The sequence below is a fragment of the Streptomyces sp. NPDC058877 genome, from assembly GCF_042742855.1.
Taxonomy (GTDB): domain Bacteria; phylum Actinomycetota; class Actinomycetes; order Streptomycetales; family Streptomycetaceae; genus Streptomyces.
The window spans coordinates 32,515-57,342 of the sequence record NZ_JBHYMF010000008.1 but is presented as its reverse complement, the minus strand read 5'-3'; the positions used below and the strand labels follow the sequence as shown (position 1 = coordinate 57,342).

At 70.5% G+C, this 24,828-nt stretch carries 21 protein-coding genes and 1 pseudogene; 11 read left to right on the top strand and 11 right to left on the bottom strand.

Annotated elements, in window-relative coordinates; genetic code table 11:
• The first annotated feature begins 3 nt into the window (after positions 1-3).
• Positions 4-1,341 carry a glycoside hydrolase family 18 protein gene (locus ACFW2Y_RS03680; RefSeq protein WP_384872968.1) on the top strand — a complete coding sequence of 446 codons (1,338 nt, stop codon included), beginning with the start codon at positions 4-6 and terminating at the stop codon, positions 1,339-1,341.
• A gap of 185 nt (positions 1,342-1,526) precedes the next feature.
• Here ACFW2Y_RS03680 and ACFW2Y_RS03675 read toward each other — a convergent pair whose 3' ends face one another.
• Entirely contained in the window at positions 1,527-2,681 is a 1,155-nt protein-coding gene (locus tag ACFW2Y_RS03675; RefSeq protein WP_384872965.1) for a DUF4190 domain-containing protein, read from the bottom strand.
• A 153-nt stretch (positions 2,682-2,834) separates the two neighbouring features.
• Positions 2,835-4,409: a S8 family peptidase gene (locus tag ACFW2Y_RS03670; RefSeq protein WP_384872962.1), complete on the bottom strand. Its 1,575-nt coding sequence runs from the start codon at positions 4,407-4,409 to the stop codon at positions 2,835-2,837.
• Positions 4,410-4,603: 194 nt separating this feature from the next.
• Here ACFW2Y_RS03670 and ACFW2Y_RS03665 point away from each other — a divergent pair, with 194 nt between their 5' ends.
• The gene (locus tag ACFW2Y_RS03665; RefSeq protein WP_384872959.1) at positions 4,604-5,704 is read left to right on the top strand and encodes a threonine synthase; all 1,101 of its coding nucleotides are present in this window, start codon (positions 4,604-4,606) and stop codon (positions 5,702-5,704) included.
• 4 nt (positions 5,705-5,708) lie between these two features.
• On the opposite strand, the gene ACFW2Y_RS03660 is transcribed toward ACFW2Y_RS03665, so the two are convergent.
• Both ACFW2Y_RS03660 and ACFW2Y_RS03655 read right to left on the bottom strand, forming a co-directional pair.
• The gene (locus tag ACFW2Y_RS03660) at positions 5,709-6,455 is read right to left on the bottom strand and encodes a DUF4232 domain-containing protein (RefSeq protein ID WP_384872957.1); all 747 of its coding nucleotides are present in this window, start codon (positions 6,453-6,455) and stop codon (positions 5,709-5,711) included.
• Positions 6,456-6,574: 119 nt separating this feature from the next.
• Entirely contained in the window at positions 6,575-9,220 is a 2,646-nt protein-coding gene (locus tag ACFW2Y_RS03655; protein ID WP_384872954.1) for a BTAD domain-containing putative transcriptional regulator, read from the bottom strand.
• Between the two features lie 662 nt (positions 9,221-9,882).
• On the opposite strand from ACFW2Y_RS03655, the gene ACFW2Y_RS03650 reads away from it, so the two are divergent.
• Positions 9,883-10,512 carry a DUF6000 family protein gene (locus tag ACFW2Y_RS03650; protein WP_384872952.1) on the top strand — a complete coding sequence of 210 codons (630 nt, stop codon included), beginning with the start codon at positions 9,883-9,885 and terminating at the stop codon, positions 10,510-10,512.
• A 631-nt stretch (positions 10,513-11,143) separates the two neighbouring features.
• Here ACFW2Y_RS03650 and ACFW2Y_RS03645 read toward each other — a convergent pair.
• From ACFW2Y_RS03645 to ACFW2Y_RS03635, 3 genes are all read right to left on the bottom strand, one after another.
• Positions 11,144-12,253 carry an SPFH domain-containing protein gene (locus tag ACFW2Y_RS03645; RefSeq protein ID WP_384873012.1) on the bottom strand — a complete coding sequence of 370 codons (1,110 nt, stop codon included), beginning with the start codon at positions 12,251-12,253 and terminating at the stop codon, positions 11,144-11,146.
• A gap of 29 nt (positions 12,254-12,282) precedes the next feature.
• Positions 12,283-12,720: an NfeD family protein gene (locus tag ACFW2Y_RS03640; protein WP_384872949.1), complete on the bottom strand. Its 438-nt coding sequence runs from the start codon at positions 12,718-12,720 to the stop codon at positions 12,283-12,285.
• A 295-nt stretch (positions 12,721-13,015) separates the two neighbouring features.
• Entirely contained in the window at positions 13,016-15,196 is a 2,181-nt protein-coding gene (locus ACFW2Y_RS03635; RefSeq protein WP_384872946.1) for a DEAD/DEAH box helicase, read from the bottom strand.
• 157 nt (positions 15,197-15,353) lie between these two features.
• Between ACFW2Y_RS03635 and ACFW2Y_RS03630 the strand changes: the two genes are divergently transcribed.
• The 3 genes and pseudogenes from ACFW2Y_RS03630 (at position 15,354) to ACFW2Y_RS03620 (ending at position 16,725) form a co-directional block, all read left to right on the top strand.
• Positions 15,354-15,626 (top strand): hypothetical protein, encoded by a 273-nt coding sequence (locus ACFW2Y_RS03630; protein WP_384872944.1) that lies wholly within the window; start codon positions 15,354-15,356, stop codon positions 15,624-15,626.
• 30 nt (positions 15,627-15,656) lie between these two features.
• A pseudogene (locus tag ACFW2Y_RS03625) lies at positions 15,657-15,956 on the top strand (IS5/IS1182 family transposase); the annotation flags it as partial.
• Between the two features lie 160 nt (positions 15,957-16,116).
• Positions 16,117-16,725 (top strand): SMI1/KNR4 family protein, encoded by a 609-nt coding sequence (locus ACFW2Y_RS03620; RefSeq protein WP_384872941.1) that lies wholly within the window; start codon positions 16,117-16,119, stop codon positions 16,723-16,725.
• A gap of 199 nt (positions 16,726-16,924) precedes the next feature.
• Here ACFW2Y_RS03620 and ACFW2Y_RS03615 read toward each other — a convergent pair whose 3' ends face one another.
• Together ACFW2Y_RS03615 and ACFW2Y_RS03610 are read right to left on the bottom strand one after the other, a co-directional pair.
• Positions 16,925-18,313, bottom strand: coding sequence for an IS1380 family transposase (locus ACFW2Y_RS03615; protein WP_384872938.1), 1,389 nt, complete (start codon positions 18,311-18,313; stop codon positions 16,925-16,927).
• Positions 18,314-18,435: 122 nt separating this feature from the next.
• A complete protein-coding gene (locus ACFW2Y_RS03610) occupies positions 18,436-19,572 on the bottom strand; it encodes a Fic family protein (protein ID WP_384872935.1) in 1,137 nt (378 codons plus the stop codon).
• Positions 19,573-20,168: 596 nt separating this feature from the next.
• Here ACFW2Y_RS03610 and ACFW2Y_RS03605 point away from each other — a divergent pair.
• From ACFW2Y_RS03605 to ACFW2Y_RS03595, 3 genes are read left to right on the top strand one after another with little or no spacing between them, the layout of a single operon-like run.
• Positions 20,169-20,555 carry a CPCC family cysteine-rich protein gene (locus tag ACFW2Y_RS03605; protein WP_384872932.1) on the top strand — a complete coding sequence of 129 codons (387 nt, stop codon included), beginning with the start codon at positions 20,169-20,171 and terminating at the stop codon, positions 20,553-20,555.
• The gene (locus ACFW2Y_RS03600) at positions 20,552-21,283 is read left to right on the top strand and encodes a HEAT repeat domain-containing protein (protein ID WP_384872929.1); all 732 of its coding nucleotides are present in this window, start codon (positions 20,552-20,554) and stop codon (positions 21,281-21,283) included. Before ACFW2Y_RS03605 ends, ACFW2Y_RS03600 begins: the two co-directional genes overlap by 4 nt.
• A 3-nt stretch (positions 21,284-21,286) precedes the next feature.
• The gene (locus tag ACFW2Y_RS03595) at positions 21,287-21,919 is read left to right on the top strand and encodes a DUF6000 family protein (RefSeq protein WP_384872926.1); all 633 of its coding nucleotides are present in this window, start codon (positions 21,287-21,289) and stop codon (positions 21,917-21,919) included.
• A 71-nt stretch (positions 21,920-21,990) separates the two neighbouring features.
• Here ACFW2Y_RS03595 and ACFW2Y_RS03590 read toward each other — a convergent pair whose 3' ends face one another.
• Positions 21,991-22,665 carry an excalibur calcium-binding domain-containing protein gene (locus ACFW2Y_RS03590; protein WP_384872923.1) on the bottom strand — a complete coding sequence of 225 codons (675 nt, stop codon included), beginning with the start codon at positions 22,663-22,665 and terminating at the stop codon, positions 21,991-21,993.
• A gap of 250 nt (positions 22,666-22,915) precedes the next feature.
• Here ACFW2Y_RS03590 and ACFW2Y_RS03585 point away from each other — a divergent pair, with 250 nt between their 5' ends.
• Complete coding sequence (locus ACFW2Y_RS03585) at positions 22,916-23,167, top strand: hypothetical protein (protein WP_256524754.1); 252 nt, start codon at positions 22,916-22,918, stop codon at positions 23,165-23,167.
• Complete coding sequence (locus tag ACFW2Y_RS03580; protein WP_384872919.1) at positions 23,167-23,559, top strand: DNA-binding protein; 393 nt, start codon at positions 23,167-23,169, stop codon at positions 23,557-23,559. The genes ACFW2Y_RS03585 and ACFW2Y_RS03580 overlap by 1 nt, the downstream gene beginning before the upstream one ends.
• Positions 23,560-23,791: 232 nt before the next feature.
• On the opposite strand, the gene gntD is transcribed toward ACFW2Y_RS03580, so the two are convergent.
• A complete protein-coding gene (gene gntD, locus ACFW2Y_RS03575; RefSeq protein WP_384872916.1) occupies positions 23,792-24,811 on the bottom strand; it encodes a guanitoxin biosynthesis L-enduracididine beta-hydroxylase GntD in 1,020 nt (339 codons plus the stop codon).
• Between the last annotated feature and the right edge of the window lie 17 nt (positions 24,812-24,828).

Sequence of the window (24,828 nt, the reverse complement as noted above, 5' to 3'; positions counted from 1 at the left end):
CCCATGCGTCCCAGAGCCATGACCAAGCTGACGTTCGGCGCGGCGACCGCCGCCACCCTCGGCCTCCTCGCCGCCCTGGCCCCCGCCGCCGACGCCCACCAGCGGCCCGCACCCGGGCACGCCACCGCGCTCAAGCGCGTCGGCTACTTCACCCAATGGGGCATCTACGGAAGGAACTTCCAGGTCAAGAACCTGGACACGAGCGGCACGGCCGCCAAGCTCACCCACATCAACTACGCCTTCGGCGTGGTCGGCCCCGAAGGCACCTGTCGCATCGGCAACGTCCCCGGCTCGGACCCCTGGGCCGACTACGTCCGCCCCGTCGACGCCGCGAACTCCGTGGACGGCATCGGCGACGCCCCCGACCAGCGCCTGGCCGGCAACTTCAACGAGTTGCGCGAACTGAAGGCGAAGCACCCCGGCCTCAAGGTCATGATCTCGCTGGGCGGCTGGAGCGGATCCGCCCACTTCTCCGACGCGGTGCGCACCGACGCCGGGCGCAAGGCCCTCGTCGCCTCCTGCGTCGACACGTACATCAAGGGCGACCTGCCGGTCGACGGCTCCCGGGGCGGCGCCGGGGCCGCCGCCGGGATCTTCGACGGCATCGACCTGGACTGGGAGTGGCCGGGCTCGGACGGCGCGCCCGGGAACGTGATCCGCCCCGAGGACAAGCCCAACCTCACCAAGCTCGTAAGGGAGTTCCGCACCCAGCTCGACGCCTACGGCCGCTCCCTCCCGCAGCGCCGGCACTACGACCTCAGCGCTTATGTGCCCACCGCTCCCGCCAAGATCGACGCGGGCTTCGAAGTCCCGAAGATCATGCGGGACTTCGACTTCGTGAACCTCCAGGGCTACGACTTCCACGTCTCCGGCGAGAAGACGACCGCCCAGCAGTCCGCGCTCTACGCCAAGGACGACTTCAGCGTCGACCAGACCGTCAGGGCCTGGCTGCGGCGCGGCGCGCCCGCCCACAAGCTCGTCGTCGGCATGCCCTTCTACGGCCAGGGCTGGACCGGTGTGACCGGCGGCGGCAACGGCCTCGGGCAGCCCGCCGCCGGGCCCGCCCCGGCGACCTGGACGGCCGGCACCGAGGACTACAAGTTCCTGAAGGAGCTGGCGGATTCGGGAACGTACACGCTCCACCGGGGTCACCGGAACGGCCACGCCTGGCTCTTCGACGGCACCACCCTGTGGACCTACGACGACCCGACCGTGCTGCGCACCAAGGCGTCCTACGTCCGGCAGCACAAACTCGGCGGAGCGATGGTCTGGTCCCTCGACGGGGACACCCCGGACGGCGAGCTGATCACCGCCGTCGACCGGGGGCTGAGCCGCCGCTGACCCCCGCCCCGGCCTTCACCGGCCGGGCCCGAAAGCCGCGGACCGGCACCCGCCGCTCACGGCGCTCCGGAACGGCGGTCGGTCACGGGCCGCCGTCCCCGCAGCGCCGTCCCCGGTCCGCACGCGCCGGGGCCGGACCTCCCCACCCGGGAGGCCCGGCCCCGACCGCACGCACCGTCGTCGGTTCAGGCAGCCGAGCCCTCGACCACCGGCAAGGCGTCGGTCAGGCCGAGCGCGGTCCGCGCTGCCGCTCCCAGGTCCTCGGGCAGGTCCTCCCAGGCCGATTCGTAGGCCTCCCAGTAGGCGTCCGCGCTGCTCGCCGAGGCCAGCTCGCCCCAGCTCTTGGAGGCGGTGTCGAGCTCCTTGCGGAGCGCCGCGACGGGGGCCGCGGAGTCACCGGTCCAGGAGTGGTGCTCCAGACCGCCGCGGGCCCCGTCGATCGCCGCGAGGAGTTCCCCGGCCCACTTCTTGTTGGTGGCGAAGTCCTCGTCCGGGTCCTCCTCCGGCTCCTGGTAGCTGACCGTCTCGATCGGGTTCATGGCGAGCAGGAAGTACTTCTGGTCGACGGTCAGGGTGGTGCTGTCGGCGCGCAGCGAGCCCGAGAAGGGCTTCTCCTCGCTGGCGAACACGCAGGTCACCTTTCGGTCGCCGAGGCGCCAGCTCTGCTTGGACGGCATGTAGTAGTACAGCCAGACGTCCTGCGGGATCGCCCAGGTGTCCATCGCGTACGCCTCGTTGATCGTCTCGCAGCGGTCCTGCGCCATCCCGTCGACCGGGTCCTCGCCCGGCCACGCCTCGAAGCCGGTGACCTCGAAGTCTCCGGTGACCTCGCCGTCGTGCGGACGGGCACAGTCGACGACCGTGAGGCGCGTCGCCTCCTTCTCCAGCTTGCCGCTCGCCTTGAAGCACTGTCCGGTGCGCAGGTCGAAGGCCGAGCGGGAGCGGGACGCCTCGTCCATGCCCTCCTTGAAGTCGCCCCAGGCCGAGCCGATGCCGCCGGTCACGAGGCCGATCACGAGCAGCAGGCAGCTGAGGGCGGAGAGCACGATGCCCGCGATCGCGAGCCCCTTGCCCGCCTGGCCCTTCTTCTTGATCTGCGGGAGGGCGACGAGGCCGAGGACCAGCCCGAGGGGCGGCAGGCAGCAGACGATGCCGGAGACGAGGGAACCGACGGCGAAGCCGTTGGTGGTGCGCCGGGGCGGCATCCCGTACGGGCCGCCGTAGGGGCCGGCCGCCTGCGGCATGCCCGGGGAGGTGTACGGGCCGGGCGCGGGCCATCCCCCCGGCTGGGGGCCGCCCGGGGGCGGCGGGGGCGGCTGGGGCGGCTGGGTGGGCTCCACGGGTACGTGCTCCTGTTGCGGACGGGCGGCGCGAACAAACGATCGGTCGCGCATCGTACGCGGCCCGGGTGCGCCCGCGGGCAGCCGGGGCGGGGTGTGGACGCGGAAGGGGCGGACGCCCGAAGGCGACCGCCCCTGACGACCCGGACCGGATCAGAACTGCAGGGCCCAGGAGTCGATCTTGCCCGTGTCCCAGTAGGCGTTGTCGGTGACCCGGAGCTTCCAGGTGCCGTTCGCCACCTCCGAGGAGGCGTTGACCGTGTAGGTGGTGTTGATGTCGTCCGAGCTGCCGCCGGAGCCGAAGGACTTCAGCGTGTACGCCGAACCGTCGGGGGCGATCAGCTGGATCCGGAGGTCACCGATGTAGGTGTGGACGATGTTCACCGGCACCTGGAGGGTGGCGGGGGCGTTGCCGGAGACGCCGCTGACGGTGATCGGGGACTCGACGGTCGCATTGTCATTGATCGCGTAGTCCGTGGTGTTCTCGAACTTCGAGCCGCTGGGCGGCGGGGTGGTGCCGCCGCCCACGTACAGGAGGCGGTTGGGGGAGCCGGATCCCGGGCTTCCGACGACGTTCGGGGTCGCGGCGTTCACGAGGGCCGTGGAGACCTGCGACGGGGTCGCCGTGGGGTTGTCCGCCAGGTAGAGCGCGGCGGCGCCGGCGACGTGCGGGGTCGCCATCGAGGTGCCGGAGATGGTGTTGGTGGCGGAGTCGCTGCTGTTCCAGGAGGAGGTGATGGAGGAGCCGGGGGCGAAGAGGTCCAGGCCGCTGCCGTAGTTGGAGTAACTGGCCCTGGAGTCGCTCGACGTGGTGGCGCCGACGGTGATGGCTTCGGCCACGCGGGCGGGCGAGTGGTTGGCGGCGTTGTCGCTCTCGTTGCCGGCCGCGACCGCGTAGGTGACGCCGGAGGCGATCGAGTTGCGGACGGCCTGGTCGAGGACGCTGTCGACGCCGCCGCCGAGGCTCATGTTGGCCACGGCCGGCTTGACGGCGTTCTGCGTCACCCAGTCGATGCCCGCGACGACCTGCGCGGTCGTCCCGGAGCCCGAGTTGTTGAGGACCCGGACGCCGACGATCTTCGCCTTCTTGGCGACGCCGTAGGACGAGCCCGCGACGGTGCCGGCGACGTGGGTGCCGTGGCCGTGGCCGTCCTGGGCGGTGTTGTCGTTGTCGATGGCGTCGTAGCCGTAGGAGGCGCGACCGCCGAAGTCCTGGTGGGTGATCCGGACCCCGGTGTCGATGATGTACGCGGTGACGCCCTGGCCCGCGCTGTCCGGGTAGGTGTAGCTCCGGTCCAGCGGGAGCGCCCGCTGGTCGATCCGGTCCAGGCCCCAGGAGGGCGGGGAGGGTTGGGTGCCGTCGACGTGGAAGACGCGGTTCTGGACGACGGACGTCACGGCCGGGTCGGCCGCGAGCTTCTTCGCCTGCGCCTCGGAGAGCTCGACGGAGTAGCCGTTGATCGCGGAGGTGTAGGTCCGCTTGATCTTCGCGCCGAACTTGGCGGCGACGGCCCGCCCCTTGGCGGTCTCCGCCTGGGCGGACTCGTCGAGGGTGACGATGTAGCTGCCCGGGACGGTGCCCTCGGCCCCGGCGTTCTCGATGACGCCTTCGGGGGCGGGCGCCGCGGCGGCGGCCGGGAGGGCGGAGAGGGAGCCGAGGGTGAGGGCGGTGACGGCGACGGCCGCCGCGGTGGCCATCCGGCGGCGCGGTGTGCGCATCACTGACATGTGGGGGGTCCTCCTCGTGGGGTAAGGCAGGAACACGACAGAGATATGACAAGGGCATGTCAACACGGCGCGGAGGACCCGCGCCGTCTTGAACGTCCGGCTGTCGAGCGAAAGATTGACCGATCCATAGGAATCACACAAGGGCCCCGGCAAGCCCACAACACCCTTGCCGGAACGCTGACATGCTCCTCCTCATGAACGCCTACGAGTGCCCCCGCTGCCACATCAGGTCCACCGTCGACGCCCTCACCTGGTGTTGCCCGAAGTGCCGCGGCCCTTGGGACCTCGCCTTCGCGAGCACACCGGTTCCCCTTGCGTCACTCGCGTCACGTGTGAATTCCTTGTGGCGTTATGCGGAGGCACTGCCGCCACTTCCCTGCGGTCCCGACGTCACCCTCGGCGAGGGACGCACCCCGCTCGTCCCCCTCACCGACGCGGTTTCGGCCAAGCTCGACTTCCTCATGCCGAGCCTCTCCTTCAAGGACCGGGGCGCCGTGATGCTCGCCGCGCTCGCCCGCGGCCTCCGGCCCCGTACGGTCCTCGCCGACAGCAGCGGCAACGCGGGCACCGCGATCGCCGCCTACGGGGCGCGGGCCGGACTCGACTGCGTCGTCTACGTGCCCGCGGGCACCTCCCCCAAGAAACTGGAGCAGATCCGGGCCCACGGGGCCCGGGTCGTCGAGGTTCCCGGGGACCGCGAGGCGACCGCACGGGCGGCCCGCGAAGCCGCCGGAGAACCCGGCGTCTTCTACGCCTCGCACGTCTACAACCCGTACTTCCTGCACGGCACCAAGACCTACGTCTACGAGCTGTGGGAGGAGCTGGGCGGGCGCCTCCCGGACACCATCGTGGTCCCCGTCGGCAACGGCACCCTGCTCCTCGGTGCCTCCCTCGCCGTGGAGGAGCTCCACCGTCACGGGCTCGTCGACACCCGGCCCGCACTCGTCGCCGTCCAAGCGGAAGCCGTGTCCCCGTTGGCCCGGGCCTTCCACGCGGGCGCGGAGGACCTCATCGGCACGACCGTCGCGCGGCCCACCCTCGCCGAGGGCATCGCCATCCCGGCGCCGCCCCGTGCCCGGCAGGTCCTGCGGGCGGTGCGCGCGACCGGCGGCACGTTCCTGACCGTGACCGAGGAACAGATCCGCACCGCCCAGCGGGACCTGGCCCGCCGTGGCCTCTTCGTCGAGGCGACCGGCGCGGCCTGCTGGGCGGCGACGTCCGCGACCCCGCCCCGCCCCGGCCTCACGGTGGTGCCGCTGTGCGGGGCGGGGGCCAAGACGGGCCTCGTGCCGTGACGGATCAGAACTCGTCGGCGCCGTTGCGCAGCTCGTACGTCCAGTAGCCCGTCTTCGCGACCGCCTCGTCGACCGCCAGGCCGCCGGCGGGGGCCTTGACCACGATGCTGCCCTCGGCCGGACCGTCGGGGGCGAAGAGGTTCACGTTGAACTCCTTGACCACCTCGGTGTCCTCGTGCACGCCGCCGAGCGCGATCCGCACGTGGGCGTAGGCGGGCTCGCCGGCCTTCAGGACGATCGGGACGGCCGGCTTGCTCTTGGCGACGGCCGGGACGTCCTTGGCGGTCTGGATCGGGCCGAAGGCGATCAGCGGGTACTCCAGGAGGGTGCACGAGCGACCGGAGGTGTTGGTGGCGGTGAGGACGATGTGCTCGGTCGGCACCTCGTCCTCCTTCGCCGCCGTCACCTTGATGTCGCCGTGGGCGCAGGCGGGGGCGGCAGCCGGGGACTTCCCACTCCTGGAGCCCGTCGGGACGGTGGCCCCGCCGGACGTGGAGCCGGTCCGGGAACCGCCGGTGGTCGTGGAGCCGCCGGCCGTGGCCGAGCCGCCCTCGGCAGCGGCCCGGTCGACCGTGCTGCCGCTCGCCGCCGTGTTGCTGCCGTCCGAACCGGCCGCGGTCGAGGGGGAGCTCGCGCTCCCGGCGTCCTTCGCACCCGTGGCCCCGTCCTCGCCCCCACAAGCGGTCAGGCCCAGCGAGAGGGCGGCGATGGCGGCGGCGGCCAGGACGGTGTTCCTGCGGTGGTTGCGCATGGTGGTACTCCCCCGTTGACGCGGTCGGTCGGCGCGCGTCGGTCCGCGCGCGCCGCAGCACCCGAACTCGGTGCTGCATACAGCTTCACGACCCACGCTGCCGTCCTGCTTGCGCGCCGCTAACGATCCGCTGACAGCCGGGAGAGGTGCGCCGCCGCCCGGGCCGTCCCCTCGGTGTATCCGGCCGCTTCGGACGCGGCCATCGCCCGTTCCAGCTGGTCGGCGGCCTCTTCCAGACGCCCCGTGCCGGCCAGTGCCTCCCCCCGCACGATCTGCAGCTGGGCCCGGACGACCACCGCGTCGGGAGGTGCCAACTCCCCCGCGCGCAGGGTGTGCGCGAGCGCCGCCCCGTACTCCTCCGTCTTCAGGCAGTGGTCGGCCAGGTGCTGGAGGGTGAGCACCTGGGTGGAGGGGTGGCCGGTGCGGTCGGCCAGCGCGGCGGCGTGCAGCATCAGCAGGCCGGCCCGCTCGGACTCCCCGGTCGCGTCCAGGACGGCCGCGTGGTTGACGTACGCGATCGCCTCGCTGATGGCGTCCCCGGCCCTGGCGGCCAGGTCCGGCGCCTTCTCCAGGTGGACGAGCGCCTCGGCGTCACGGCCCTCCTCGTGCAGGATCCAACCGAGCAGGGCGCGCGTGCGCGACTGCGCGTCGAGGTCGCCGACGGCCTCGGCGGAGGCCAGCCCGGCCTCCAGGAGCGGCGTCCAGCCGTCCCCGATGCGCATGAGCATCAGCGGCCACTGCACGAGCGCGAGGCGCCAGGCCCGGTCGTGCATGCCCAGGGCGGCTGCGACGGCCACGGCCCCCTCCAGGGCGGGACGCTCGGCCACATACCAGTCGAGGGCCGCCATGCGGTCCTCGAACTCCCTGGTCGCAGCGGGTCGGCGGGCATCGGCCGGCAGCGCGTAACAGGGCTGCGAGCCCGGTTCGGCCGCGGCGTCGGCGGCCAGGCCCGTGTAGAGGTAGTGGTCCAGGAGCCGGGGCAGGCCCTCGGGGTCCGCCTGCGGAGCGAGGTGGCGGGCGTACAGGCGCACCAGGTCGTGCGGTGTCCAGCGACCGGGTACGGCTTCGGTGAGCAGGTGCGCGGCGGCGAGCCGGTCCAGGTCGGCGGAGGCCTGCCCGGGCGTCGTGCCGGCGAGGGCACTGGCCGCGAAGCGGTCCACATCGGAGCCGGTGTGCAGGCCGAGCGCGCGGAACAGCCGGACCGCGGAGTCCGGGAGTTGCTGCACGGTGAGGCGCAGTGCGGCCGACACCCCGCGGTCCTCCACGTCGAGCAGCAGCAACCTGTTCTGCTCGTCCTCCAGTTCACCGACCATCGCATCGAGCGTCCACTGCGGCCGTTCGGCGAGGCGGGCCGCCGTCACCCGCAGGGCGAGCGGCAGCCCGTCGCAGAGCCGGGCGAGGCGCGCGGCTGCGGCGGGTTCGGCGGCGACCCGCTCCGCGCCGAGCACGCTGACGAGGAGCGCCCGGGACGCGGGCGGCGGCAGGTGCCCGAGGGGCACGGGCGTGGCCGCGTCCGAGGCGATGAGACCGCCGAGCCGGTCGCGGCTGGTGACGAGCGTCGCACCGTGCTCGCCGCCGGGCAGCAGCGGCCGGACCTGCTCGGAGGAGCGGGCGTTGTCGAGGACCACGAGCAGCCGGCGGTCGGCGGTGAGGGAACGGAAGAGCGCACCGCGCGCATCGACGGTCTCGGGCATCCGCTGCGGTGCGACGCCGAGGGCGAGCAGGAACTCCCGCAGGACGGCTGCGGTCTCGGGCGCCGGGGTGTCGCTGAAGCCGCGGAGGTCGGCGAAGAGCCGCCCGTCGGGGAACTCGGCACGCCGCTCGTACGCCCAGTGGACCGCGAAGGCGGTCTTGCCGACGCCGGCGGGCCCGGTGACGAGACAGACGGGGCCGTCCCCGGCGCGGACCGCCCGGTCGAGCGCGGCCAGCTCGGCACCGCGCCCGGTGAAACCGCGCGGTGCCCGCGGCAGCCCCTCGGGGGTCGGCGCCTGTGCACTGGCGGCGGGGCGGGGCGCGGGGACGGGCTCGGCGGCGCGGAGCAGCGTCGCGTACGCGTCGCTGAGCGTCTCGCCGGGGTCGACGCCCAGTTCCTCGGCGAGCAGCCGCCGGGTCCGGTGGTACCAGTCGATGGCGTCCGACTGACGGCCGGAGCGCGCCAGCGCCAGCATCAACGCTGCCGCAAGGGATTCGCGCAGCGGGTGCGCGACGGCCTCGGTGCGGAGGACGGCTGCGGCCCTGCCGTGCTCGCCGAGCTGCCCGTACGCCCCGGCCAGTGCCTCCACCGATGCGAGGCGCATCTCCTCCAGGGCACCGGCGGCGGCTTCGAGGGGCCTGCTGTGCACCGTGCCGGTGAGCGCGGGCCCCTGCCAGTACGAGAGTGCCTCCCGCAGCATCCGCACGGTGTCGGCGGGCCGGCGCTGCACCCCGGCGAGCCCGACGAGCTCCTCGAAGCGGTGCGCGTCCACGAGCGATTCGGGCATCCGCAGGACGTACGCCGAGCCCTGGGTGGCGAGTTCGACGCCGTACGCCTCGGCACCGTGCTCGGCGAGCAGGGCCCGGAGCCGCGAGACGTGCCCCTGGAGGACGGTCTTGGCGTGGGTGGGCGGCTCCTCCTCCCACAGGGCGTCGATCAACCGGTTCGCGTTCACCGCGTTGTTGGGCCTCAGCAGCAACACGGCGAGCAGACTGGACCGCTTGGCGGGCCCCAGGGCCACCTCCCCGCCCTCCGTCACCAGCGCAACGGAGCCGAGCAGCCGGAACTCCACCTGTGTACCTCCGCCGTCCTTCTCCCCCGTTTCCCCCGGTCGAGGATACGGGGGGACGGGTGGGGCACTCGCACCCGCGACCGGCCCGGCCACGGCTCCGCCGCCTCCGAAGGACCGTGGTCAGGACGGTGCGGGCGCCCCTCGCACCGCATGCGGCGAAGGCCCCGGGACGACCGGAAGAACGACCGGAAAGGGCCGGGGGGCACCCCGTGCGCGGACCCTGCGGGGAAGGGGTCCCCCGTCGCCGGGGCGCCATCGGGCGGAAAGGCGTGGCGCCGGGGACGGCGGGTCGATCAGACTGCACGGATGAGCCGTCACCACACCCGCCCCCGCCGTGGGCGCCCCGCCCCGACGGAGGACCCGGGGTGACCCCCGACCCACTTCACTGAGATCGTCAACGCCCACGCCGACCACGCCCAGATGATCCTCCACTCCCCGTTCCGGCGGGTGGAGGACGGGGACACCTCCACCACCTCTGAGGTCTCCAGTGATTCCGACGCCGGCCCGGACCGGGAATCCGGCTGGACGGCGCCCTGGGAGCAGCTGGTCGAGGAGGCCGCGCCCGGGCCCTCCGCGAAGTCGACGCAGTCCCCGTCGGCGATGACGTCTTCTCCGCCCCCACTTGGATCACCCGCACCGACCCGTACCCGAAGGAGTGACCGATGCCGTCCCGACACCCCGAGGAGATGGGCCACGGCCAGGTGGTCAAGCGCTACGTGACGAGGACGTACGGGGGCCTCCCGCGCTACCTCGTACTGAACGGCGGGCGGTTCCTGGGCCCCCGGTGGTGGCACACCACCCGCTTCACCCGGCATCTGATCGCCGACGCCGCCGCGATCACCGACGAGGAACTGGAAGCCCTCCTCGGCGACGAATGGCGCTCGCGCCTCACCGCCGCATGGCTGATCGGCGTCGACCGCCGCGAACGGTTCCGCGAACGCATCGGCGACCTGCTCCTGGCCAGCGAGGTCTGCTACTCCGGCAGCGCCTACTGCCTCGCCCTGGCCCGCTTCGGCACCCACGCCGACGCCGAGATCCTCACCGCCTACCTCGACCGCTACCTCCCCCGCACCGACCTCCGCTACGACCAGCCCGCGGCCCTCGGCGCCCTCCTCCGCCTCGACGCCCACCTCTGCACCCACCACACCGACCGCTTCACGGAGCCCGACGGCCCCTGGGACCAGTGGGTCAAGGGAGTGGGACGCCTTGGCTACCCCGGCCACACCCCCGCCGAGACCCGCCACTGGACCGACCTCCACTGCGACTTCGCCAACGGCTGGACCCGCGCGTAGTGCGGATGTCGCCCGCTCGTTGGAGGGCTGCCCGCCTCTCGACCCCGTAGGTGGCGGAGACGAGGGCGAGGAAGGCTTCGGGGACGTCGGCCCGTCGTTCCCGGTGGACGCGGAGTCGTTCGAGGCCGTGGAGCCGGGCGAAGGTGCACTCGGCCACTCGCCGGTGGAGCCGGTGCCGAGGGGGCGGAGCCATCGGGTCCGTAGCCGGGATCATTCCGGTTGTCCGCGATAACCAGCTTGCAGATCCCGCGGAGTGGCCGTTGTCCGGGTCGGCGCGCAGCACGCTGCACGCCTTGAACACCGCCTGGTCGCCCTTGCCCGGGCTTTCCCACTGCTCCGCGCCGACCTCGCCCCCTTTGCCGTCGTCGATCAGTTCCGCCGTCTGCCGGCTGAGCGTCCCGTGACACAGGGTCTGCGGCAGCGGCGGTCTCCTCGCCGCCGGGCCAGAGGCTCGCCACCACGACGGCCACGCCGGCGGCGCCGAGCACGGCGGTGACGGGCGAGTATCCACCGGTCGGGGAAGTCGTCACGGGCAAGGCCACGGTGAGGGAACCGGCCCACTCGGAGACCCCGACGGCGGCCTGCTGCGGGAGTGGTCCCAGCGGGGTTCCCGGAGCTCTGCCATCGGCGCTCAACCGCTGGAGTCCTGTCCCCGGCCCGGCACCTGGGGCGCGCCGGCGGCCTCGGCCTCGGCCTTCGCGTCGCTCACCACGACGGCAGCCTGCTGCGCGACCTCGTCAGCAGCCGTGGCGGCGTCGAGCGAGAGCGACGAGCCGGCCTCGATCTGCGGGGACCCACCTTCGTCCGACGCGCCATCGGCATCGCCGGTGGTCGCTTCCTCCGGCTGCGCGGATCCGGGAAGACCCGTCGTCGACCGATCGCCGAAGGCGCTGGTGACGGCGCGAACCGCCTCGGTCAGCTCTCCCGGGATCACCCAGAACGTGTTGTTGTCGCTCCTCGCCAGATGCGGAAGCGTTTCGAGGTACTTGTAGGCCAGGACCTTCGCGTCGGCATTGTTGCGATGAACGGCTTGGAAGACCAGTTCCACCGCCTTCGCCTCGCCGTCCGCCCGCAAGATCATGGCCTGCTGCGTGCCCTGGGCCTCCAGGATGTCCTTCTGCTTCGTGCCCTCGGCGGTGAGGATCTTGGCCTGCCGCTCCCCTTCGGCGTGCAGGATGGCGGCGCGCTTGTCCCGCTCGGCCCGCATCTGCTTCTCCATCGCCTCCTGGATGGAATGCGGCGGATCGATGGCCTTGATCTCGACGCGGTTGACCCGGATGCCCCACTTGCCGGTGGCATCGTCGAGGACGGTACGGAGCCGGGCGTTGATCTCCTCGCGTGAGGTGAGCGTCTCCTCCAGGTCCATGGAGCCGATGAGGTTCCGCAGCGTGGTCACGGTGAGCTGATCGATCGCCTGCAGGTAGTCGGCGACCTCGTAGGCTGCCGCCCGCGGGTCGGTGATCTGGTAATAGAGCACCGTATCGATGTTCACCACGAGGTTGTCCTCGGTGATCACCGGCTTGGGATCGGACGAATACACCTGCTCGCGCACGTCGAGTTTGGTGTTGACGCGGTCCGCCACCGGCACGACGAAGTTCAGGCCGGGTTGCAGCGTTCGCTGGTACCGGCCGAACCGTTCGATGTTGTAGCGGCGCGCCTGCGGGACGATCCGCACCGTGGCGACCACGAGGAAGAGAACCACGATCGCCGCGACGAGAATCGGGATGACAACCGGATCCACCATTCCTCCGTCGGGATGTGTTCAGCCGTTCATGGGAGAAGTTCGCGGGGGTAGACGATCGCTGTGGCGCCTTCGATCTCCATGACGTCCACCATCGCCCCCACCGGGATGACATGGCTCTCGTCGAGAGCACGGGCGGACCATTCCTCACCAGAGATCCTGATCAGGCCGTGGCTCGCGGTGACCTCCTGCATGACCTCGGCCCGCCCGCCGATCAGCGCGGCGCTGCCCTCACGGGCAAGGGGCGCTTGGGTCATGTGCCGCAGCGCGACGGGCCGGACGATGACGAGTCCCGCCACCGCCGCCACCCCGAGCGCCACGAGCTGACCGAGAAGCCCGATGCCGACACCGGAGACCACAGCGGCAACCAGCGCGGCGCCCGCCAGCAACCCGAAGGCCAGGGTCAGGGTGAAGAACTCCGCGACCCCGAGCACCCCGGCGGCGAGCAGCCATATGAACCACGGCATCGAGTCGGCCTCCTTCTGGGGTTCTACCCACCAATCGATCCCCCGGAACGCGGACGCAGGGCACCCGTCCGGCCCCGGTCTGCGATCAGGACGTCCGGACGGCGACAGGAGGCGGCATGCGAGGAATCGGTCGGCCTCCCCCATGAGGCGGAGGTCGACGATTCTGAAGCCAGACCCTGACCTGCGGCGGAGCCTCCCGCAGGGAACCTGACCTGGGATTCCTCGTTGGCATGCGTGGGCTCCCGACAGCCGTTCACAGGTGTCCTGCGGACTGGCTGGGGACCGGAAGACACCCTCAATCGGATGACGTGGGCGTCTCGTCCGTCATGCCCAGACGTGCCTGTTCCTCCTCGACGATGCGACGTGCCAGCTCGGTGTCCGACACGTCGACCGCGTCCGGGGTGGCTTCGGCCACGGCGCTACGGCGGGCGTAGGCATCGAACAGGCGCGTCTTGGTCTCCAGCATCTTCACCATGCGTTCGTCCACGCCTCCGGTGGCGAGGAGACGGTGCACGCGGACCGGCCTGACCTGGCCCATGCGGTGGGCCCGGGCCACCGCCTGATGTTCGATGGTCGGCTTGATCTGGGGTTCGCAGATCACCACGACGGAGGCGGCCTGCATGTTGAGGCCGACGCCCGCTGCCTGGATCTGCCCCAGGAGCACCGCCGGGCCCTGGACACCGGCGAAGTCGTCGACGATCTCCTGGCGACGCCGGGCCGGGACGCCGCCGGTCAGCGGACCGAACACCGGAGTGGCCCTGGCGGTTCCGACCGCGAGGGCCTCCTTCACCACGCCCAGTACGTCCTTGAAGTTGGAGAAGACCACCGTCTTCTGCCCGTTCTCGCCGGCTTCCCGAACGATCTCCCGGAGCCGGTCCAGTTTGGCCGACTTCTCGGGGCGCATGTACGCGGCCCTGCGCATGGCCATGAAGTTGCCCGCGCGCACGGCCTCGCGGTACGCCTCCCCGTCCGAAGCGCTCAGCTCCTCCCACTCGTCGGTCTGCTGAAGGCTCGGGAGTTCCGTCAGCACGTCCTCCTGGTTGCGCCGCAGATAGACGGGGGCCACGGCCTTGCGGAAGGCGACCGATCCGGCCAACGCGTCCCGTTCGCCGAGGGAGTCCGCGACGTCGCCGTCGAGCATCTGGACCAAGTTGCGGAACTCCGCGACCCGGTTCTCCATCGGGGTTCCGGTCATGAAGAGGCTGCGCTCACAGCGCTCCGTCCACAGGGCGACCGACTGGGACCGCTTGGCCTTCGGGTTCTTCACGGAATGCGCTTCGTCGACGACGAGCAGTCCGACCTCCCCGCCGCCCGGCGCCGGGAATCCGCGCAGTGCGTCGAACGTGGTCACCCCCACCCCGCCCCGCCCCTTCCAGTCGGCGAACGCGTGGTGCCGGTCGGGGCCGTGGAGCACCATGACGCGAAGGGCGCTGCGGGCCTCGATCTCCCGAGTCCAGTTCACGAGGACGCTCGCCGGGCAGACGACCATGAAGTGACTCTGCCCCTCGGCGGCCAGGTGGGCGAGGACGGCGATCGCCTGGATGGTCTTCCCGAGGCCCATCTCGTCGCCGAGTATCACCTTGCGCTGGGCAAGCACGAACCGTGCGCCGAACGCCTGGTAACCGCGCAGGGAGACCCGCCGGTGCGTGTCGTCGAGGTCCTGGGTCCGTACCCGCTCCGCGATCTCGTCCGGCAGAAAGCCCTCCGCGGCAGCCGCGTCCGGCAGCCGCCCGGAGATCTCGGCGAGCAGGTTGTAGTACTCGGCGGAGCGGAGTTCGAAGTCCACCCAGGCCGCGACGTCGGACGAGAGCCCCCGGAGCAGGTCCACCGACGCCTGGGCGAGCAGCTCGGGCAGGCCGGCCCGCTCCGCCTCGTCCACCAGCGACCGGGTCTCGGCGACCGCCGCCCAGGCGCGAGCCTTCTTCTCCCGGCCGGCCAGCAGTATCCGGACCCTTCCTGCGGCTGGCCTCGCGTCGACCAGTAGCGGACCGAGCCGTTCCGTCAGGGCGGTGGCCTTGTCCACCGCGCGCCGGGCGTCCGGGCCGGCCTCCACCAGGACGTGCAGGGCCATGACGAGCGCGGTGGTGCGCGGTTCCGGCCGGTCCACGTCGATGTGGACGGCCACGGTCTCGTGCACGGCCTCGGAGAGCCTGTGGGCGGCGGCGAGCATCTGGTCGACGGTGCGCTGCCCGACGCCGGGAATCTGCCGCAGCCGGTAGGGGCCCGCCTCGAGAACACTGCCCAGGGTGCGCAGTCCGCTCTTCTCGACGCTCCCCAGCCGCAGCCGTCCTTCGGTGACGTCCTGCAGCCGGGCGACCGGAATGGCGTCGAGCTCCCGCTGCACCGCCGCATCGTGGATCGGCTTCAGGGCCGCCCGTACCGCCTCCACTGCCCTTCCGTGGTCACCGACCACTGCCTGCGCCGCCTCGTACAGTCGCGCTCCCCTCGCGACCGTGTCCCGCTCGCCACGCCCCACGCTTCCCGCCCCTCTCTGGCCCTCTCCGCATCCTCCCACCGCCCTCACCGGGCCTCGGACGGGCGTCGACGGGCGTTCGCGGCTCCCTGCGGATGGAGCGAACCTCGGGCCAGCCGTTCACGCCCCCGGACTTACGACCATCGGCAGGATCGGCACCATGAGCGGTAGCAGGAAGCATTCGATCAGCCTGCCCGAGGATCTCGCCGAGGCCGTACGCGCCCATGTCGGACCCGGCGGTTTCTCCGCCCACGTCGCCGACGCCCTCGAACAGAAGGTCACCGTGGACGAGCTGCGGAAGATCGTCGCCGACTTCGAGACCGACGACGAAGCCCTCACCCGCGAGGAGGCCGAGGCCGCCCGGGCGCTTACACGGCATTTTCTGGTATGCGGGGTTTACTCATGGCCCGGTTTGATCACCTCTGCCCGGTGAGAGGTGTACATCCCCGCGAAAGCGGTCTAACCGACCATCATGAAAAGCCGGGTCGACACCGGCTTCAAGAACACCGTCATCGAGCACGGCGCCCACCTCGGAATCGATGTCGAAGTCGTCAACCGCAACCCCGAAGAGCGCGGCTTCCACGTCGCAAAAAGACGCTGGGCGGTAGGGCGGAGCATCGACTGGATCATGATGCACCGCCGTCCGGCCCGCGACCACGAGACCCTCACCACCAGCCCCGAAGCCGCGATCCACATCGCCTCCATCGACAACCTCGCCAAGCGCATAACGGACGAGACAACACCAACCTGGCGAGGAATCTACCGGGGCATGGGCGGCAATCCGCCTAGACCAAAAGCCCTCTGGCAGCAGTCCAGATCCGTGCTCCGGTGCAGTTCACCCCTATCTTGAGAAGCGATTCCTCCCAGGTGTGAACGCAACCCGGGGTTCCTCGCTAGATACCACCGAAAGACAATGAATCGTAATGAATGAGACAGTCCAAGCATGGAGCCGCCTCGTGGGGTGGCTTGAGGAACACGCCCCGGTCAACCATCGCGCTCTCAACGGGCCGGCGAGCGAGGAGGAGATCGCCGCGGCTGAGGAGCAGCTCGGCGTGCGGCTCCCCGATCAGCTGCGCGCGTACCTGAAGGTCAACAACGGGACCGTGGCCCAGCTGGACGACTCGAACGGGCTGACGGGGTCATGCACGGAGGGTGAGTTCCTCTCCGGCTGCTGGGCGCTGCTGCCGCTGTCGACGATCGTGCGGCTCCATCATGTGATGATGCCGGGTCCGAACGAGGATGCCGCCCACTGGGATCGGGAGTGGATTCCCTTCGCTGCCGAGCCCTATGAGTGCGGCGAGATGTACGGGTACTTCGTCGACGCGATCACCGGTTCTGTCGGGAGGTGGGGGGACTACGGCGAGAGGGACGCCCGCGCCTATCCTTCCCTCCGGGATTTCTTCGATGACGAGTTCCGGCACATGTGCAGGCTCGCGCATGAGGGAGTCCACTACGAGGTCAAGCCCCTCGGCGAGCACGCCCCGGACGACCCGCCAGGTCGCGTCCTGAACGGTTCCATAGAATGGGATTAGAGAAAAACGAACGCCCCCATGGGGCCATGAGGGCGTTCTCCTTCCTCAACCTGGATCCACCGTGTGAATCCTGAGCGGGTTTGCTGATCGGTTTTCGGGTTGTTTTCCGGTTTCGGGCAGGGGTGGGTGCCGGATGGCCGGTCCGGTGGCGGGGTCTTCGAGGTCCTTCGGGTCGCGGGCGGGCCGTCGGTCCGGTTGGTCAGGTGCGTAGGCGGTGACCGACGGCTGTCCACAGGTTCTCCAGCGCCTCCAGCCAGGGCCATCGGTCGGGGAAGTGCCAGGTCAGGGTGCGTGCGCCTGCGACGAGGCGGGCGGGGACGGCGATCAGGTGGCGGCGGACGGTGCCGCTGCGGGCCTTCGTGTGGAGGGCGGAGGCCAGGGCGCCGAGCGCGCGGGTGAGGTTGTGGGCGAGCGCGGCGAGGGTGAGCCAGGCGGCGTTCGCGGTGAACTTCCCCGACGGCAGATGGCCGAGGGCGGAGTCCTCCAGGTCGGCGAAGACCTGATCGACGATGGCATGCCGGCGGTGGGTGGCCTCGGCCTCGACGAGTCCGAGCGCGGTGTCGGTGAACACCGCGTGGAAGCGGTGGGCCGTGAACAACTCGCCCTGCCCGTCGGCGACATGAGCCTGGCCGAGGCGTCTGACGCGGCGGACCAGGAGCCGGGCCGTGACGTGGTACTTCTTCGGCTTGCCGGTGAAGGCGGTGTAGTCGGTCTCGGCGACCTCGGCGTCGGATACCCACCGCTGCTCGTCCTCGTCGAACACCGCGTCCGTGTACTTGATCGCGGTCCACGCGGCCTCGTCGATGGCGGCGACGGCGGTGTGGACCTTCTTGCGCTGGGCGATCGTGAAGGAGAAGCGCACGCCCAGGCGGCGGCAGGCGGCCACGGTCTTGTGCGAGCAGAACGCGGAGTCGCCGCGCACGACGATCTGGCCCACCGTGCCCATGGCCCGGACCGTGTTGACCGCCTCGGCGATCAGGTGCGCGGCGCCCTTGCCGGAGCCGGCCGACCCCTTGCGCAGCCGCGAGGCCACGATGACCGGGGCGGCGATCGGGGTGGAGGCGGTCACGATCTGGAAGTGCAGCCCGCGCTGGCGGGTGCAGCCGAAGGCGGCGCCCTGCTTGGCGTAGCCGTGGACGGGTTTCACCTTCGAGTCGATGTCCAGGAACACCACCTGCTCCGCGCCGGGCAGCAGGGCGCAGTGACGTACCAGGTTCGCCGTGAACACCCTGGCGGCCGAATCCAGTTGACGCACATGGCCCCAGGTGAAGGCACGCGGGAACGTGCCCAGCGTGGAAGGGGCGCGTATCCCGGCAAACGCGCGGGGCATCGCCCCGTGCCGCAGCACGTCCACATCGTCGGTGCTGTCCGCACCGGCGAGCATGCCCGCCACCCGCGACATCACCTTCGCGTCCGGCGCCGTGCCCGCACCGTTCACCGCCCCGGCCAGGCGAACCCTGTCACGGACCAGCCCGGGCAGGCCGCACCGCTCGGCCAGCCGCACCCCGGCGGCCAGCCCGCCGTACGCGATCAGAGACGAGTCATCGGCCGCCGCGAACGTCGCCGCGGCCGTGTGGGAGGATTTCACTTACGAAGTGCCTTGCTGACCGTGCGTGCTGGAAGCCTAGAGAACTCCCATCATCGCAGGTCACAAGGCACTTCTTCGTCCCGGCCCCGATCTCGGACGGCGATCACGCGGTGGATCCAGGCTCAGTGCGTGTACGGATCAGCCAGTGCCAACGGCGTCCGGGCCGCTTCAAGAGCCGACCCCGGAAAGGCGGGGCCGGCGGTGTAGAAGCGGGCACGGGTGCGGCCGACCGATGTCAGGACCTCGCCCGCGACCAGGTCCCGCAGGTCGCGTTGGGCCCGCTGCAGACTCAGGTCCTCCGCTCGTTCGTAGCGTGTACGACGCACCCGCCCGGACATCGCCACATCGTGCAGGGCGGAAACCACCCTCTCGTCCAGCCCCCGGCCCTCCGCGAACTCACCCAGCAGGAGCCACACCCGACTCGAACGATCCAGGCGATTGCGTACGGTCTGCGCCTGCTGGTGGTACGCGGTGAGGTTGAAACGGATCCAATCGGAGACGTCCTGGTCGGGGCGGTAGGTGGCCCCCCGACGCTGCAACTCGCGATAGTACTCCCAGGTATTGCCGGGGCGCCCCAGCCAAGCCTCGATCGAGGAGAACTCGGGAGCCAGTTCTCCCTGTCTCGCGATCATGAGCGTTTGGAGGGATCGGGACATGCGGCCGTTGCCATCCGCCCATGGGTGGATGGCAACGAGGTGGAGATGCGCCATGGCGGCCCGCACCAGCGGGTGCGAGCCGTCGTCCGTGTTCAGCCAGTCGACCAGTTCACCCGTCAAGGCAGGCACCTCGGCTGCGTCCGGTGCCGTATATGCCGCGATACTGGGGTCGCGGGCGTCTGTCACGTACACCACACCACGGCGCCACTGCCCGGCCGGCTTCCGCGGGGTGTTCCGGTGTCCCTGCAGCATCCAGTGCAGCGCGTTGAGCAACTCCTTGCTGTACCGGAAGTCCGCGACGTCATGCAGCGTCTGGATATAGGTCATCATCCGCTGATAGGCCAGCGTCTCCTCGCGATCCTCCTCGGAGACGTCAACATCCCGCTCGCCCTCCAGCAGGTCCTCGACGTCGACCGTGGACACCCTGAAACCCTCGATCGAGTTGGAGGCCGCCACCGCATCCGCGGTCAAGAACTTGCGCAGCCCTTCGGTCCACTTCACCGGAGTGGACCGGACCTGGAGGCGCAACGAGCGACGAAGATCTTCGATCTCGCCGAGAACGCGCTGATCCTCGGCGGTGAGAGCGGGCGTGGGGAAGAGCATGCCCCCACCCTAGAGTGACGTAAATATTACGTCAATGCGTCAGTGTTGATCGACGCCTCGACGTCGATCGTCCACCGGAACGACGAAGAGGTCGAGCCCACGAGAAGGGCAGGGGCGGTAGGCTGCGCCTCGATGGCGACACGGCTGGTGAGAGACGGGGCCAGACGACGGTCATGGCGCCCATGAGCGTCGCCCGCCATGCGAACGGCGAGGCGATCGAACGAGCATCTACCAGAACCCGATGTTGCGACGGCCGGTTGACTCCAGGTCGCTGCCGCGGTCCGAATGCACGACGCAGCCGTGCCACGTCGGACCGTTCTGCGGACTGATGCGGACAGCGCGACGGCCTGACCCGCGTTCCCACAGGTCAGGCCGCCTCCATACATGCGATCAGACGTTGAAGCGGAATGCCTGCGGCCCGATCCTGACCTGCGGCGGAGCCCAGTCTAGGGCCCTGACCTGGGATTTCCCGGTTGGCGAGCGTTGGCTCCCGACGACCGTTTACGGGTGTCCTGCGGACTGGCTGCGGACCGGCCGGGGCTCCGAGGCGGCGAAATCCCTGGCACACCGGCGGGGCCTGCAACGAGACTGTGCAGGTGAGCGACTCCTACCCCTGCCCGTGCTGCGGGCACCGCGTGCTGGGCGAGATGCCCGGCTCGTACGAGATCTGCCCCGTCTGCTTCTGGGAGGACGACGGGGTCCAGTTCCGCTGGCCCACCAGGCCCGGCGGCGCGAACAAGGTCTCCCTGATCGAGGCCCAGCGCAACTACCAGGACTTCGGCGCCTGCGACGAGCACGGCCGCCGGTTCGTCCGCCCGCCGGCCGAAGACGAGCCGCTCGCCCCCGCCTGGCGCCCCATCGATCTGACCCGGGACTCCTTCGAGGACTGGACGGCCGAGGACAGCGCCCCGTGGCCCGCCGACAGCTCGGTGCTCTGCTGGTGGCTCCCCACTTTCTGGCGCCGGGACCACTCCGCGTCATGACCTCCCACATCGAGACACTCGTCCAGCAGCTCGACGGCAAGGCCGACGAGTCCTACGACGCCCGCGCGGAGCTGATCTGGATCGGCGCCGACGCCATACCCGCCGTCATCGACGGCCTGCCTTCCCTCGGCGGCTTCGGTCAGCTGACCGCCATCGAGGTCTTCGAGGAGGTGGGCGATCCCCGTTGCGGCCCCGCTCTCATCGGCCTGCTGGACAGCGACAACCCGACCGTCCGCGAATGGGCGGCCATGGCCTTGGCGAGCCTGGAGATCGACGGTGCGGTCGAGCCCCTGCGCCGCGCTTACCTCGCCTGCCTGGAACGGGCGACCCCACCGGACTGGACCGAGTCCGTCGGCATCCGCTGGGCGCTGACCGAACTCGGCGTCCGTAAACCTGTCGTCCCGGCGCTCACCGCGCGCCTACGCGCCGCCACTGCGGACGACGCCCCTGGCTGGCCCTCGACCCACTTCGCCAAGATCGTCAACGACCTGGCCAACCACGCCCAGGTGATCCTCTACTCCCAGTTCTGGCGCGTGGACGCCGGCCGCACATACGGCGTCTCCGGCCCCGACCTGAACGGGGAACTCGACTGGACCGCGCCCTGGGAGCACCTGGTCGAGGAGTCCCGCACCTGGTCCCTGCTGGAAGCCTCCGAAGCCCCCGCCAGCGACGACATCTTCGTCGCCCCCACCTGGATCGACCGTACCGACCTGCACCCGGAGAGGTGACCGATGCCGTTCCAGCACCCCGAGGAAGTCGGCTACGGCTACGTGATCGAGCGCTACGTGGCAAGGAAGGACTCGGGCCACGCGCGCTACCTCGTCCTGAAAAGTGGTCGATTCCTGCGGCCCGAGTGGCCTCACGGCGAACGTTTCGCCCATCACCTCATCGACGACGCGGCCACGATCACCGATGCCGAGTTGGAAGCCCTTCTCGGCTACGAGTGGCGCTCGCGCCTCACCGCCGCATGGCTGATCGGCGTCGACCGCCGCGAACGGTTCCGCGAACGCATCGGCGACCTGCTTCTGGCCAGCGAGGTCTGCTTCTCGGGCAGCGCCTACTGCTTCGCCCTGGCCCGCTTCGGCACCCACGCGGACGCCGAGATCCTCACCGCCTACCTCGACCGCTACCTCCCCCGCACCGACCTCCGCTACGACCAGCCCGCGGCCCTCGGCGCCCTCCTCCGCCTCGACGCCCACCTCTGCACCCACCACGCGGCCCGCTTCACCCAGCCTGACGGTCTCTGGGACCAATGGGTCCAGGCCCTCGCCCACCTCCGCGACCACCCCCTTTACACCCCCGGCGAGCAGCGCCGCTGGACCGACCTCCAGTGCGACTTCGCCGACGGCTGGTCACGTCCGTAGTTCCAGGTACCGGGCCGCTGCGGCCACGTGAGGTCCCTATACGCCAGACGCTACCCACAGCGTCCGGGGCTTCAGTCGAGTTCGCAGCCGATGCCATCACCGTCGCGGTCGAGGCGGTGGGGGTCGGAGGGGCCGACCCAGACGGGACCAGGAAGGTCTGAGCAGTCGACGTCGGGAACGCCCGCGGGAGGACCCGGGGGATAAGAGCGGTTGGTGTCCTTCGACGCTGTCGGCGCTGCGCTCTCCGGCTTCGGGCTCACTGCCGGCCGTACGTCAGCGTCGACTATCACCCCGTTCCTGACCGCGTACGTGCCCTCGAAGGAACGCACGGTCCCATCCATCTGCAGGGCGTCGAGCGTGACCGTGACCGTGCCGTCGTGGACATCGACGATGCGGACGGTGTCCTGGACGGTGTCGGCAAAGCCTGCCTGGAAGGACTCGTAAGAGCCACCAAGATTCTTGCCTCCGAGGTCCCACGCTCGTCGATAGTCGCGCGCGTTGATGGCCGCGAAGTATCCCTCGACAGTGGAGGCCGCGTCAGCAGTGGGAGTTGCAGTCGGCTTCGGCAGAGCGGGAGGCGGCGTGGGAGTGGGTGTGGGCTCTGCGGTGACGGTCTGGGTCGTCGTGACTGTCGGACCCGTTTCCACCGTCTTCTCCTCACCCGAGGAGCCACAGCCACTCATCCCCGTGAGTGCCACTGCCAGTGCCAGGAGAAAGGCGTAACCGGTAGAGAGGATGCGGCTCATCGGCATCACCTCGCGGAGCGGATCGCACTCACTTCAGTGTGCGCCGCCCGATTCAGCGGCGCCTGCGATCCCTGGTGACTCCTCCACCCCCTGAAGGGGGTGGCTTCTCGCTGAGCCGGTTGGGCTTCGCCACGGACCAGCCCGGCCCGTAGAACGTTGATCGCACCTCCCCGCTGACTCCCCTGCGGCCGGTCCGCCCATGGGACCTTTCACCCCGCGAAGGCTTACGACCACCGGTAGGATCGGCACCATGAGTAGTAGCAGGAAGTATTCGATCAGCCTGCCCGAGGACCTCGCCGAGGCCGTACGCGCTCACGTCGGACCCGGCGGTTTCTCCGCCTACGTCGCCGAGGCCCTCGAACAGCGGGTCGCCATGGACAAGCTCCGGGAGATCGTCGCCGACTTCGAGACCGACAACGACGAGCTCACCCACGAGGAGGTCGAGGCCGCCCGCGCGCTACTGCGCCACGACCACCGCCAGGCCGGCGGTGCCGCCGCCTGATGCCCGGCACCCTCCTGCTCGACAGCGAAGGACTCTCCAAGCTCTACCGCAAGGACCGCACCGTCACGGCTCTGATCCAGGCGGCATCAGAGGAGGGCATCCGTGTTGCCACCAGCGCCATGACCACCCTTGAGGCCGACTACGAGCGGATCCACCCGGCCCGCATCAAGTGGGTCCTCTCCCGCGTCGACGTTCACGACGTCACCAAGGAGATCACCGACCAGGCCGCCGCGCTTCTGCGCGCCCATCACCTCCACGGCCACAAGTACGCCATCGATGCCGCCTTCGCCGTCATCGCCCGCAACGCACCCCGGCCGGTGACCGTCCTCACGTCCGACCCCGAGGACCTGACACTCCTGTGCGGCCCTTCCGTGGAGGTCGTCAAGGTCTGAGGCAGTCTCACGCCGACCAGACCTGCCGCTACCCCAGGGGCACAGGACTCCCTGCGGACAGAACTGTGCCCGACCCACCAACAAGCTTGCCGGGCACAGTTATTGACGATTCGTCAGACGTTGAAGCGGAACGTCGAGAATGGCGCCCCCACCTGCGGATACGTTCCTTCTGGGTCTCCCATCACAGCACCAACCGGCCGTCGCCGAATGCCGAGGGTCCCGGGCATCCGGGTCAGCTCAGGAGGCGTCCCGCTGCCGAGTCCCGTGCGGAGCGGGACTTGCGGAGGTCGCGGGCGACCACCGCCTTCTGGAGCCAGCGGTCGGCTCCGTCGTAGCGTGCCGTGAACGCGCGACGGCCGTGCACGGCGAGGTAGTTGTCGATGACCAGCAGGGTGCCCGCTTCCACCACCACGTCCTGCTGCACCCGGTCCAGCTCCGTCACCAGCTCCTTGAGGGCCACTTCCGCCTCGCCGTCGCCGTCGACGCAGCGCATGAAGAACGGGTCGATGCGCAGGTACGGAGCGTCCTCGGCACCGAAGAGCACGGCGACGGGCTCGGGGTTGTCCCGCATCTCGCGCATCCGCAGCAGTCCGGGGTCATGGGGCCGCAGGGCGGCGAGCTGACGCAGGTGCTCGTCGTCGGGCAGGATGTAGAACCGGGGTTCGGACAGCACCCGGCGTGTGTCCGCCGACAGTTCCACGTCCTGGACCGAGGACAGCGTCGTCGGAACCCGGTCGTGGTTGCGTATGCCGAAGAGGGCCAGGTAGTCGCAGCGGTAGGGGTGGAAGGCGTCCTCGGTGTGCCATTCGAGGAGCACGTCGCTGCCGTGTCCGCTCTGCTCGTCCTCTTCGCCGGCGATGGGCAGCACGTTCTGGATCATTCGTCCGGACTGCAGGGTGGGCCAGCTGAACACTTCGCCCAGGCACTGGCCCATCACCGCGAGGAAGAACTCCTCCCGGCGGGTACGTCCGGCGGCGGCCTCGGCCCAGTTGCCGGGTGTCGGGCCGACGGCGTCGTCGTCGACGCCGAAGCCGCGCAGCAGGAAGCCGGCAGCCGCGTCATTGCGCCGGAAGTCCTCCAGGAACCGGCGCAGTCCGGCCGGTACCTTCGACACCAGCTCCCAGGCGTCGTCGTAGAACGTCTGCGCGCCGGGATCGCTCCCCGCCAGCTTCGGGTCGGCGAACAGCCGCTCGAGGGAGGAGACCTCGTCGGCGGAGAGGTCGTAGCTCAGAATGCCCTGGTAAGAAGTCATCGGTGCCCCACTTCTGT

Bases quoted from the DNA above. Each gene is read 5' to 3' on its own strand.
- ACFW2Y_RS03680 (WP_384872968.1), top strand. From the start codon at position 4: ATGCGTCCCAGAGCCATGACCAAGCTGACGTTCGGCGCGGCGACCGCC.
- ACFW2Y_RS03670 (WP_384872962.1), bottom strand. From the start codon at position 4,409: ATGTCAGTGATGCGCACACCGCGCCGCCGGATGGCCACCGCGGCGGCC.
- ACFW2Y_RS03665 (WP_384872959.1), top strand. From the start codon at position 4,604: ATGAACGCCTACGAGTGCCCCCGCTGCCACATCAGGTCCACCGTCGAC.
- ACFW2Y_RS03660 (WP_384872957.1), bottom strand. From the start codon at position 6,455: ATGCGCAACCACCGCAGGAACACCGTCCTGGCCGCCGCCGCCATCGCC.
- ACFW2Y_RS03650 (WP_384872952.1), top strand. From the start codon at position 9,883: ATGCCGTCCCGACACCCCGAGGAGATGGGCCACGGCCAGGTGGTCAAG.
- ACFW2Y_RS03640 (WP_384872949.1), bottom strand. From the start codon at position 12,720: ATGCCGTGGTTCATATGGCTGCTCGCCGCCGGGGTGCTCGGGGTCGCG.
- ACFW2Y_RS03630 (WP_384872944.1), top strand. From the start codon at position 15,354: ATGAGCGGTAGCAGGAAGCATTCGATCAGCCTGCCCGAGGATCTCGCC.
- ACFW2Y_RS03620 (WP_384872941.1), top strand. From the start codon at position 16,117: ATGAATGAGACAGTCCAAGCATGGAGCCGCCTCGTGGGGTGGCTTGAG.
- ACFW2Y_RS03610 (WP_384872935.1), bottom strand. From the start codon at position 19,572: ATGCTCTTCCCCACGCCCGCTCTCACCGCCGAGGATCAGCGCGTTCTC.
- ACFW2Y_RS03600 (WP_384872929.1), top strand. From the start codon at position 20,552: ATGACCTCCCACATCGAGACACTCGTCCAGCAGCTCGACGGCAAGGCC.
- ACFW2Y_RS03595 (WP_384872926.1), top strand. From the start codon at position 21,287: ATGCCGTTCCAGCACCCCGAGGAAGTCGGCTACGGCTACGTGATCGAG.
- ACFW2Y_RS03590 (WP_384872923.1), bottom strand. From the start codon at position 22,665: ATGAGCCGCATCCTCTCTACCGGTTACGCCTTTCTCCTGGCACTGGCA.
- ACFW2Y_RS03585 (WP_256524754.1), top strand. From the start codon at position 22,916: ATGAGTAGTAGCAGGAAGTATTCGATCAGCCTGCCCGAGGACCTCGCC.
- ACFW2Y_RS03580 (WP_384872919.1), top strand. From the start codon at position 23,167: ATGCCCGGCACCCTCCTGCTCGACAGCGAAGGACTCTCCAAGCTCTAC.
- gntD (WP_384872916.1), bottom strand. From the start codon at position 24,811: ATGACTTCTTACCAGGGCATTCTGAGCTACGACCTCTCCGCCGACGAG.